We start from the raw sequence: 10,633 nt of genomic DNA on the forward strand, positions 1-10,633 counted from the left end.
CTCCCAAAAGTACGGCGACCACCGTTTTCGACGCGCGAACGCTATCCCAATCGGGAACGCAGGTCATAGTAACCCCGTATTCGTTTGCCATGAAACTGCGGCCGTTGCGCAGGGCATGCTTGGCTTCTGCCTCGGTTAACTTGGGGGCCTCAGGGTCCGAATCGCCGATGGCGCCCAGGAAGGCCCGTAATGCCCGGGAGACCTTTCCCGCGGCGATCATCTCGAGCAAAACCGGAGCCGCGCCCAGGCCGGCACCCTCGTCCGTCACGGCGGGTTCATGCAGGATCGCACGCGAGATTATGGCGGGGTTTGCACGGAGAAGCTCCAGGGTCACCAGCGTACCGGCACTGTGTGCGAGCACGTTTGTCGGAGCGCCAATATGCTCGATAACGGCCTGCAGGTCGGCGGCCTGGGCGGCGAGGTCGTAGCGTCCGTCCGCAGCGTCGCTGCTCTCGCCGCAACCGCGGCGGTCGTAGGCAATGACGCGATAGTCGCAGGCGAGCTCGCGGGCGATGCCGTCAAAAAAGACACCGTCGACACAAGCGCCGTGCACGCACACCAAGGCGGGAGCATCAGGCGATACATCCGGGCCGGCATATTCGCGACAGGCAATCGTGGTGCCCGCGTTCTCGACCGTAAAATCCATGTTGTGCCCCCGTCATCAATGTCCATCCAGTTGCACGTCAGTACGGTTGGATGGACCAGCATTGCCTTACGCCTTGTTAACAGATTAACTGTACCCGACCCGAGGCTTTTCATGGCACGGCATAATGAGCGACGTGAAAAAACGAAACTTGTAAAGCAAGAGCCCGCACCTTGCTTCGGAGCCGATGCTATGCTTAGGCACAATTGTCTTGAGGAGCATATGCCTATGTCTACGTTTTTGAATGCCAGCCCCATTTTTGGGCCCGTTCGCAGCCGTCGCCTTGGTCTCTCGCTCGGCGTCAACATGATGCCGGCCGGCGGCAAAATCTGCACGTTCGACTGCATTTACTGCGAAAACGGCCTCAACGCCGAGCGCCCCTGCCACGAGCCGTATAACACGGCTGCCGTGGTGCTCGATGCACTCGAGGCAAAGCTGCGCGAGATGGCAGCCGAGGGCGAGCTCCCCGATGTGATCACCTTCGCAGGCAACGGCGAGCCCACCGCCGCGCCGGAGTTTCCGCAGACCATCGCCGGCGCCGTCGCGCTGCGCGACGAGCTTGCCCCAAACACCAAGATCGCCGTGCTCTCCAACGGCACGCGCGCCGACCGCCCCGAGGTGCACGACGCGCTCATGATGGTCGACGACAACATTCTTAAGCTCGATACCGTCGACCCGGCATTTATCCAGCTGCTCGACCAGCCCGTTGGCCCCTACGACGTCGAGCACCAGATCGAGACGTTCGCAAGCTTTGACGGTTACGTTATTATCCAGACGATCTTTTTGACCGGCGAGTATCAGGGCAAGCTCATCGACAATACCGGCGAGGAGTACGTTGCCCCCTGGCTCGCGGCGCTTGAGCGCATTCGCCCACAAGAAGCGACCATCTACACGGTGGCGCGTGAAACACCGGTCGCTGGCCTTGCCAAAGCAGCGCCCGAGGTGCTCGACGCCATTGCCGCGCGCGTCCAAGCCCTCGGCATTCCCTGCCAGGTGAGCTACTAGCAAAACCACGCAGCAGCTAGCACCCGCCATCCCGCTCCATCAGTTGCGGTGATATAGTTCCTATTTGTGCTGTTAAACCGCTTAAATCGGAACTATATCACCGCAACTTTTATGGACGCGTGGGTGGGCTATACTAGCTGCGAATGAAAGGAAGTTAGCCATGTTTGACAACGGACCCGTACCCGGCCGCAACGATACTTGCTGGTGCGGCAGCGGCAAAAAATATAAGAAATGCCATAGCGCTTTTGATGAGCGCCTCGAGCGCTTGTGGGAAGAGGGCTGGGAGGTCCTGCCCCGCACGCTCTACAAGACGCCCGCCGACATCGAGGGCATCAAGCGCTCCGCCGCCATCAACGTGGGCGTGCTCGACTACGTAGGCGAGCACATCGCCGCGGGCATGACCACCAACCAGATCGACCAGATGATCTACGACTACACCGTCGAGCACGGTGGCACGCCGGCCGACCTCAACTACGAGGGCTACCCCAAGAGCGTGTGCACCTCGATCAATGACGTGGTCTGCCACGGCATCCCCTGCGATACGGACGTGCTGCACGAGGGCGACATCATCAACGTGGACTGCTCCACGATCCTAGACGGCTACTTTAGCGACTCGAGCCGCATGTTCTGCATCGGCGAGGTCTCGGCCGAGCGCCAGCGCCTGGTCGACGTCACCCGCGCCAGCGTGGAGGCGGGTCTGGCAGCCGTCAAGCCATGGCTGCCGCTGTCCGTTATGGCCGAGGCCGTACAAAAGACGGTCGAGGACGCCGGCTTTAGCGTGGTGCGCGAGTACGGCGGACACGGCATCGGTAAGGAGTTCCACGAGGACCCGTTTGTGGGCTTTACCACCGAGGCACCCGATGTGGACACCATCATGGCTCCGGGCATGGTCTTTACCATCGAGCCCATGGTCAATGCCGGATCGCCCGACATCAAGATTAGCAAGGGTGACGGCTGGTGCGTGCGCACCAAGGACGGCAGCGATTCGGCCCAGTGCGAGGTACAGCTCGTGGTGACCGAGGACGGCTACGAGCTGCTGAGCTGGTAGCCGTGGATGCGCCGGATGCTGACGGGCACGCTCGTCTTGCATCCGGCGTTTTTATTTGAACGTTTTGCCTGATAAAACCTGCCAAAATAAACCTGTCCCCTTTTGGCAGGTCGAGCGGAGAGGACTGCTTGTGAACATCCTGGTTTTGCTGCCCGTCAATGACCGCCATCGCGCAATTCTTGAGTCGAGCGCTCCGGGCGAGGACTTTATCTACACGAGCTCCGACGCCGCCACGCGCGAGCAGGTCGCCGATGCCGACGTGATCTTGGGCAACATCGACCCTGACATGCTCACGGCATGCGAACATCTCCAGCTGTTGCAATTGCAGACCGCTGGCTATGACGATTACTTGGCCGCCGGCACCGTGCCGGTCGACGCCAAATTGTCTTGCTCGGTGGGCGCCTACGGCCAGGCCGTAAGCGAGCACATGTTTGCCATGGTCCTTTCCATGATGAAGCGCCTGCCCGGCTACCAGGACTTGCAGCGCGAGCATCGCTGGGAGGATTTGGGCCCGGTTACCTCGCTCAATAACGCCAACGTGCTGGTGCTGGGCGCGGGCGATATCGGCGGCCACTTTGCCACGCTCTGCCGCAGTATGGGTGCGCACGTCCGCGGCATCAAGCGCCATCCGCTCGTCTACCCCATTGTGTTTGAGGACATGGACGGCATGGATGCCCTGCCTGAGCGCCTGGCCGAGGCGGACGTCGTCGCATCCTTTATGCCCAGCACGCCCGAGACCCGCGGCCTGGCGAACGCCGAGTTCTTCGCCGCGATGAGGCCGGGTGCCTTCTTTGCCAACGGCGGCCGCGGCGATCTTGCGGTTGCCGACGATTTAGTTGCCGCTCTGGAGTCGGGACATCTCGCCGGCGCCGCGGTCGACGTCACCGACCCCGAGCCGCTGCCTGAGACAAGCCCCCTGTGGGATGCGCCTAACATGCTCATTACGCCGCATATCTCGGGCTGGTTCCACTTGGAGGCTACGCTCAACAATGTGGTCGACATTGCCGCGGAGAACTTGCGTCATCTGCAAGCGGGTGAGACGCTCCGCCGTTGGATCGAACACTAGGGTTCCGCCGTTCTAACGAACGGCGGACCGGTCGACGCTGCGAGCCCGTCTGGACGGCAATCTGCCTTTCAATCGTCGGGCATGGCCAGAAGGCCAATGCCCTCCTCTTTCAAGGCACCTTGCTCGACCAGACGGGCTCTCGCTGACTTTTGTTCAACCTGCGGCGCTTTGCTGGCGCGGCCCTACCTGTGGGCTCTCGCTGACTTTTGTTCGACCTGTGGGGTCTTCAAATTGCTAGAGCGTTGCTAAGTAATTCTTTGCGTCTTCTACGCTCATTGCTGCGACGGGTGCGTGTGTACAGAGTTTGACATCGTTGGTGACCAGTAAATCTGCTTGGGAGCGTATCGCTGCCGCAATGATTAAATCGTCTTCGTAATCGCTATGGAGATTACGCTGCTTGCTCGCCATCCATATGTCACTCAGGTCGCAGGGTACCGGCGTGGCAAGTTGCGACAACACGTCGAGGCAATCCCATGCAAGTGATGTCGCCGCCACGGCGGCATCTTGGGATAGTGAGCCATGCTCTCGCCGATACCATGCCTTATGTTCGCTTGAAATCAAATAGAACAGGTCTTTGGACGATGTCGCCGCATACAGCAAATCCACCTGCGCTGTGCATGCATCGCGTAAAAACTCAATCGCCGCCGAACGACCACGTCGTGAGGGAATGAAGTAATCGAGCCACACGTTGGTGTCAACCAAGATGCGCTTTAGAGCCTCACTCATAGAGCCAGCTCATCTCCTCGCCATAGCGATCCGCATATGCATTCCGTTTGAGCTCTTCGTCGTCCGATGGCTGAGCCCTGACCATATCGATTCCCGACTCACGGCAAGCGGCAGCGAACAGCTTCGATCCCTGATCCATGAGCTCGAGTTTACGTTTGGCGGCCTTTTCGCGCTCGCGCTGTTCCGCCCGGGCACGACTGGGCAGCAGGATATCCTCGAGCGCACCGGGGCGATCGGCCAGCGACGCTGCAAGCTGCCAGAGCGCTCGCACCGCTTGGCTCGGCGTCATACCGGCCCTGGAGAGAGCAGCGTCGCCGCTCCTTTTAAGATCGGCATCAAGACGTACGTTGATCTGAGCGGCTGTTGTGGTCATGACCCCTCCTTAATACTTCAGAATTATCATAAAACACTATGGTAGATACGTAAAGCATGTATAGCAATAAATTAGTATTAGCCGTGCTCCGTGCACAAAAAGCCGCCGAGGCACATTGCACCTCGGCGGCTACGCATCACCAATCTAGTTCGGTTTCATCCTTTGCATTTGCCCAGATAAAACCTGGCAAAATAAACCTGTCCCTTTTTGGCAGGTTTTTAGAGCTCCACGCTTTCGGCGCCGTTGATGGTTAGGTTTCGCTCGTAGAAGGCGGTGAGGGCACGGATGGCGTACATCACGTCGCGTACGCCGCCGGTCTCGTAGCTTGAGTGCATGGCCAGCTGCGGCAGGCCCACGTCCACGGCGTGCATGCTCGCCTGCATGTTCGACAGGTTACCGAGCGTGGAGCCACCCGCCATATCGCTCTTGTTGGCGAAGGCCTGCGTGGGCACGTCGGCGTCATCGCAGATGGCCTGGAACACCGCGCGGCTAAAGGCATCGGTGCAGTAGTGCTGGTTGGCGGCTTCCTTGATAACGATGCCGCCGTTGAGTACAACCTGATTGCGGGCATCGCACTTCTCGGCGTGGTTGGGGTGCACGGCATGTGCATTGTCGCAGCTTACAAGCATCGAGGCGGCAAGGGCGCGATGGTACGACTCGTCGTCAAAGCCCAGCGATCCGTTGATGCGGCGCAGCGCGTCGGCCAAGAAGGTCGACATGGCGCCCTGCTTGGTCTCGGAACCAACCTCCTCGTTATCAAAGCAGCAGAAGACCGAGACGTCGCGCGCGTTCTCGGCACCCAAAAATGCCTGCAGCGAGCTGTAGGCGCAGGCCAGGTCGTCGAGCTTGGGCGTCGAGATAAACTCGTCGGCCCAGCCCCAAATGCGCGCATCCTGACGATTGACCAGGAACAGGTCGCGACCCAAGATTTGCTCGGGCTCAACATCCAGCTCTTCGGCGATCAGGGCATCAAAGTCACCCTGCTTGAGTTCGCCGGCGCTGATGAGCGGGCACAGGTCGACGGCTCGGTTGGGAGCAAAGCCCTCGTTAACGCCACGGTTCATGTGGATGGCAAGGCTCGGGATAATAGCGACCTCGCGCTCGGTGGCAAGCAGACGGCTCTCAATACGGTCGCCCTCGCGCACCAGCACGCGGCCCGCGAGCGCCAGCGGGCGATCGAACCAGGTGTAGTCAATCATGCCGCCGTAGGCCTCGGTGTTCAGGCGCAGCGTCTCGCCCGCACCGTCAAGCTCGGGCACAGCCTTGACCTTAAACGTCGGCGAATCGCTGTGCGACGCCGTCAGTTGAAAATGATAGTCACCGGCAACGCCGTCCTCGCCCCACGTAGCAGCCAGGTCCTCGCCCACCTTAAAGGCAACAACGCTCGAGGTGTTGCGCTGCGTGTAATAACGCCCGCCCGGCTCGATATCCCACGCCGCGTTCTCGGGCAGGTAGGTAAAGCCCGCCTCGTCGAGCTCGGCCATAATGGTCGCCGCCATATGGAACATGCTGGGGCATGCCTCGATAAAGTCGATAAGGTCGTTGGCGGCCTCGATATCGTCAGCCGTCACGTGCACGCGCTCGGGCGTTTCCTGATCCGTCATGCTCTCCCCTTTCGCTGGGTTGATGGTCCCCTCCAGCATACCCCGCCACGCCAGCACCGCACTCTTCATTCCGTGCTTAATTCCGCACCACTCACCAAGTTGAGCCATCATGCCCGCGCTCCTTTTGCGACAATTGCGCTAACAGGACGAGAGGAGCCGTCATGAAGCCACGTAACATTGCCATCGCCTGCGGTGTCGCGGGAGTCACCGTCGGCCTTGCCGCTGCCGCTGGCATCGTTTACCGCAAGCAAATCAAGTCCGCCGCGTCGCTCAAACGCTTGACTGGCTACGCAGACGGCTATGACCTGTACGCAATCGACATCGCCTACGACTACGACCTTGACCGCATCATCGCAGCTGGCGTGCGCGACGACCAGGCCTACATCGATGCCGTGGTGGCGCAGGTGCTGCCCGGTGTGCCGGCACATGTCCAGGCGCCCCAGTTTGCCTGCAGCGCTTTTGTCGCCGTAGATGCCGAAGGCCGCGTGCGCACCGGCCGCAATTACGACTTTAAGGACGACACCTCGGCGTTGCTGGTGCGCAATCACCCACGCGGCGGTTATGCCTCCATCGGGTTTGCCGCCCTTAACAACCTGGGCGATAACACTCCGCTTGACTCCGTCGCGGGACGTGCCGCCGCACTCATGGGCCCGTTTGCCCAGCTCGACGGTATTAACGAATGCAGCGTGTCCATTGCCGTACTCACCCTGGATTCCAAGCCCTGTGACCAGGACACGCAGCGCCCCGTCATCAATACCTCGCTCGCCATCCGTCTGGTGCTCGACCGTGCCGCCACCACGCAAGAAGCTGTCGACCTGCTTTCCGCCTACGACATGCACGCCATGGCAGGACGCGATTACCACTTCTTTATCAGCGACGCCGCCGGTGACGCGCGGGTGGTGGAGTGGGATCCGCGCGACCCCGACCGCGCTTTCAAAGCGACTCCTGCACGCCAGGTTACGAACTTCTACGCCTGCTATGGCGACGAAGTGCTACCCAACCAAAAGAATGGCGAGCTGGGCCATGGTAAAGAGCGCGCCGTCGCAATCGCCGATGTCCTTGACGCCCATGTCGGCGCCCAGGACGAGGCAGTCGCTTGGAAGGCTCTACGCGCCGCGGCGCAAGAGCCCAATCCGGAAGACATCACCAGCAACACGCAGTGGTCGGTCGTCTTTGACAATACCGAACCCGCCGCCGCTATTACGCTGCGCCGCCACTGGGGCGACGTCGACGCCTTCGCGCTGTAAGGAGCTGGCACCGTCGTCCTTACGCTGGCCTGACGTTGCTTACATTTCTATACATTTGAGCTAACACGTTTTACCCCCGTATCAACAGTGTGCGGGGGTAAACTTATGCGCATGTTATAACTTGCCCGGAAGGATTCACCATGCTTAGGATCGGTCTTCTTACTAGTGGCGGCGACTGCCAGGCGCTCAACGCCACCATGCGCGGCATCGTCAAAACGCTTATGACCAATAGCGAAGAGCCTATCGAGATCTATGGTTTTGAGGACGGCTACCAGGGCCTTATCTACAGCAGGTTCCGCGTCATGACGCCCGCCGATTTTAGCGGCATCCTCACCCGCGGCGGCACCATTTTGGGCACGAGCCGCACGCCGTTCAAGCGCCTGAACATTCCCGAGGCCGACGGCGTCGAGAAGGTGCCCGCGATGGTCCACACCTATCACAAGTTACAGCTCGACTGCCTGTTTATGCTGGGCGGCAACGGCTCCACCAAGACCGCCAACCGCCTGCGCGAAGAGGGCCTCAACGTTATCGCTCTGCCCAAGACCATCGATAACGACACCTGGGGCACCGAGATGACGTTTGGCTTTACGAGCGCCATCGACGTCGCCACCAAATGCATCGACGACATTCACACCACCGCTTCGAGCCATGGGCGCGTATTCGTTATCGAGATCATGGGCCACAAGGTTGGCTGGATCCCGCTGTACGCCGGCGTCGCGGGCGGCGCGGATGTCATCTTGATTCCCGAGATCCCCTACGACATGGATAACGTCATCAAGACCATCGAGCATCGCATGGAGACCGGCAGCCGCTTTACCATCGTGGCCGTCGCCGAGGGCGCTATCTCCAAGGAGGACGCGGCGCTGTCCAAGAAGGAGTACAAGAAGAAGCTCGCCGAGCGCACGAGCCCGTCAATCGTGTACGACATCGCCAAGGAGATCGAGGCCAAGACCGGTCGCGAGACCCGCGTCGCCATCCCCGGCCACACGCAGCGCGGCGGCCAACCCGATGCTCAGGACCGCATCTTTGCGACCCAGTGCGGCGTCGAAGCCGCGCTTGGCTGCCTGCGCGGCGAGTTTGGCTACATGATCGCCCTGCGCGACGGCAAGATGTGTCACATGCCGCTCGAGGATGTCGCCGGCAAGCTCAAGTATGTCGATCCCCAGAGCGATCTGGTGCGCGAGGCCAAGGCGTTGGGCATCAGCTTCGGCGACGAATAGCCTCGGCCGAAATCCATCCCATCGGGCCCTCCGACCCCGCCCGACGTATTTCGATTTGGCTCCTCCCTTGACTCCGTCAAAGGTCGCCAATCGAAATCGTCGGGCGGGGTCGGAGGGCCCTTCGTTTACATACTCGCCGAGGCTATTCGCCTTCTTGCTACAGGTGCCTAGCCTGAAATTAAGTTGCGGTGAAATAGTTCCAGCTTAGCCCTCAAATGGCTGAATCTAGAAACTATTCCACCGCAACTTACTGAGTGGGGGCTCTTGGCCGCTACTTGCACTGACATTTGTCCTGAAATGGCTGGTCGTTAGGGGTTGCTACCGGTAGTTGCGGTAGGGTTGGAGCAGATTCTAACTAGAAATGGTGGTCGCTACCGGTTGTTCTCGGCATACTCGGCTCATTCGATTCGACCATCAAACGAAAGGAACCACCATGGATCTTGCGATGGCGCAGCGCCTCGTCGATCGCCGCAAAGCTGCCGGGCTTTCTCAGGAGGCGCTTGCCGCCCAGCTGGGTGTGAGTCGTCAGGCTGTCAGTAAATGGGAGCGCAGCGAGTCCTCGCCCGATACCGATAACCTTATTGCGCTCGCCGCGCTGTATGGCGTGTCGCTGGATGAGCTGTTGTATGGGGAGACGGTGGATAGCACTGACGACTCGCAAGCTGATGATGAGGCACAGGACAGCGACGCCGGCACCAAAGCTTCAGATGAGGCTGAAGAGGCTGAGGCTTCTACTGAGCACTCTGGTTACAGCGATAAGCCACTTGTCGATATTTCCCTCACGCGCGGCATCCACGTTATTGATCCCAACAAAGGCGAAGAGGTCCATGTTGGCTGGAATGGCATCCATGTGGCTAACGAGCGCAAGGGCGAAGAGGTCCATGTGGGGCCAGGCGGATTGCATATCGATACGCTTGAGGACGATGGACATAGCGTGCATACCAATGACGACGGCACCGTCACCATCGACGGCGAGACGTTTTCCAGCTGGAAGGAAGCACACGACAAGCTCAACCATCATGGCAAGCATTTCCACACCAAGGTCGGACGTACATGGAACAAATTCCCCTTCCCCGCGCTCGTCACCCTCGCCTACCTGGTGCTCGGCATTGCCTACGGCACATGGGCTACGGGACTCTTCCTCGTCTTTTTGATTCCCGTCTATTACGCGCTTGGCGACTTTATCGACCAACGCCACTTATCTAAGCTGATCGATGTCGTCTATTCGGTCAGTGCCGAGGCATGGTTCCTCTACATGTGGCTCTGTCTGGGGCAACCCCATCCCGCCTGGGTAATTCTCATCACCATCCCGGTCGTAAAAGCACTCATGCGTTGGTGCCGTAAACGATGGAAGCATCGCGAACGAGCCTAAACCATCCCAGCCCGACGGCAGCACCCAACTAGTACCCCCCGCCCCTCCCTCCTAAGTTGCGGTGATATAGTTCCGGTTTTAGCCTTGAGTAGTCGAATTTAGGAACTATTCCACCGCAACTTACGAATGATCGGAGCGGCTACAGCACAAGCGTCGGCGTTCGTTTGATGGTCCGCCACGAAAAGGGCCTATCTACTACGTTTAACTCGATGGGGCCAACCATGACCGCCTTTTTCGAAAATCGACAGGCCTTCTACCTGCACTGATAATTGTTCTCGGGGGAAGCGGGCACTGCGGGGCGCGGCAACGGCGCGCGATTTCCGCGTCGC

Annotated in this window: 10 protein-coding genes; 6 read left to right on the forward strand and 4 right to left on the reverse strand. The window is 59.9% G+C overall.

Features of this window, described 5'->3' with window-relative positions:
• A partial coding sequence (locus AB5750_RS09540; protein ID WP_368154992.1) for an alpha/beta fold hydrolase occupies positions 1-646 on the reverse strand: 646 nt, incomplete at its 3' end.
• A 225-nt stretch (positions 647-871) separates the two neighbouring features.
• On the opposite strand from AB5750_RS09540, the gene AB5750_RS09545 reads away from it, so the two are divergent.
• The 3 genes from AB5750_RS09545 to AB5750_RS09555 all read left to right on the forward strand — a co-directional run bounded on the left by AB5750_RS09545 (position 872) and on the right by AB5750_RS09555 (position 3,762).
• Positions 872-1,648, forward strand: a complete 777-nt coding sequence (locus tag AB5750_RS09545; protein ID WP_368145119.1) for a radical SAM protein — start codon at positions 872-874, stop codon at positions 1,646-1,648.
• Positions 1,649-1,808: 160 nt separating this feature from the next.
• Complete coding sequence (gene map / locus AB5750_RS09550; protein WP_368145120.1) at positions 1,809-2,696, forward strand: type I methionyl aminopeptidase; 888 nt, start codon at positions 1,809-1,811, stop codon at positions 2,694-2,696.
• A 130-nt stretch (positions 2,697-2,826) separates the two neighbouring features.
• On the forward strand, positions 2,827-3,762 hold the full coding sequence (locus tag AB5750_RS09555) for a D-2-hydroxyacid dehydrogenase (RefSeq protein WP_368145121.1): 936 nt from the start codon (positions 2,827-2,829) through the stop codon (positions 3,760-3,762).
• Positions 3,763-3,996: 234 nt separating this feature from the next.
• Here the strand turns inward: AB5750_RS09555 and AB5750_RS09560 are convergent, their stop codons facing one another.
• The 3 genes from AB5750_RS09560 to AB5750_RS09570 all read right to left on the reverse strand — a co-directional run bounded on the left by AB5750_RS09560 (position 3,997) and on the right by AB5750_RS09570 (position 6,465).
• Positions 3,997-4,488, reverse strand: a complete 492-nt coding sequence (locus AB5750_RS09560; protein ID WP_368145122.1) for a type II toxin-antitoxin system VapC family toxin — start codon at positions 4,486-4,488, stop codon at positions 3,997-3,999.
• A complete protein-coding gene (locus tag AB5750_RS09565; RefSeq protein ID WP_118081124.1) occupies positions 4,481-4,861 on the reverse strand; it encodes a translation repressor RelB in 381 nt (126 codons plus the stop codon). Before AB5750_RS09565 ends, AB5750_RS09560 begins: the two co-directional genes overlap by 8 nt.
• A gap of 218 nt (positions 4,862-5,079) precedes the next feature.
• Positions 5,080-6,465 carry a M18 family aminopeptidase gene (locus tag AB5750_RS09570; RefSeq protein ID WP_368145123.1) on the reverse strand — a complete coding sequence of 462 codons (1,386 nt, stop codon included), beginning with the start codon at positions 6,463-6,465 and terminating at the stop codon, positions 5,080-5,082.
• A gap of 161 nt (positions 6,466-6,626) precedes the next feature.
• Between AB5750_RS09570 and AB5750_RS09575 the strand changes: the two genes are divergently transcribed.
• The 3 genes from AB5750_RS09575 to AB5750_RS09585 all read left to right on the forward strand — a co-directional run bounded on the left by AB5750_RS09575 (position 6,627) and on the right by AB5750_RS09585 (position 10,304).
• Positions 6,627-7,712 (forward strand): carcinine hydrolase/isopenicillin-N N-acyltransferase family protein, encoded by a 1,086-nt coding sequence (locus AB5750_RS09575; RefSeq protein ID WP_368145124.1) that lies wholly within the window; start codon positions 6,627-6,629, stop codon positions 7,710-7,712.
• Between the two features lie 140 nt (positions 7,713-7,852).
• A complete protein-coding gene (locus AB5750_RS09580; protein ID WP_368145125.1) occupies positions 7,853-8,932 on the forward strand; it encodes a 6-phosphofructokinase in 1,080 nt (359 codons plus the stop codon).
• 433 nt (positions 8,933-9,365) lie between these two features.
• The gene (locus AB5750_RS09585; protein WP_368145126.1) at positions 9,366-10,304 is read left to right on the forward strand and encodes a helix-turn-helix domain-containing protein; all 939 of its coding nucleotides are present in this window, start codon (positions 9,366-9,368) and stop codon (positions 10,302-10,304) included.
• Positions 10,305-10,633 lie beyond the last annotated feature (329 nt).

The sequence above is a fragment of the Collinsella aerofaciens genome (genome assembly GCF_040926185.1).
GTDB classification, from domain to species: domain Bacteria; phylum Actinomycetota; class Coriobacteriia; order Coriobacteriales; family Coriobacteriaceae; genus Collinsella; species Collinsella aerofaciens_BC.

Bases quoted from the DNA above. Each gene is read 5' to 3' on its own strand.
- AB5750_RS09570 (WP_368145123.1), bottom strand. From the start codon at position 6,465: ATGACGGATCAGGAAACGCCCGAGCGCGTGCACGTGACGGCTGACGAT.
- AB5750_RS09565 (WP_118081124.1), bottom strand. From the start codon at position 4,861: ATGACCACAACAGCCGCTCAGATCAACGTACGTCTTGATGCCGATCTT.
- AB5750_RS09575 (WP_368145124.1), top strand. From the start codon at position 6,627: ATGAAGCCACGTAACATTGCCATCGCCTGCGGTGTCGCGGGAGTCACC.
- AB5750_RS09580 (WP_368145125.1), top strand. From the start codon at position 7,853: ATGCTTAGGATCGGTCTTCTTACTAGTGGCGGCGACTGCCAGGCGCTC.
- AB5750_RS09560 (WP_368145122.1), bottom strand. From the start codon at position 4,488: ATGAGTGAGGCTCTAAAGCGCATCTTGGTTGACACCAACGTGTGGCTC.
- map (WP_368145120.1), top strand. From the start codon at position 1,809: ATGTTTGACAACGGACCCGTACCCGGCCGCAACGATACTTGCTGGTGC.
- AB5750_RS09585 (WP_368145126.1), top strand. From the start codon at position 9,366: ATGGATCTTGCGATGGCGCAGCGCCTCGTCGATCGCCGCAAAGCTGCC.
- AB5750_RS09545 (WP_368145119.1), top strand. From the start codon at position 872: ATGTCTACGTTTTTGAATGCCAGCCCCATTTTTGGGCCCGTTCGCAGC.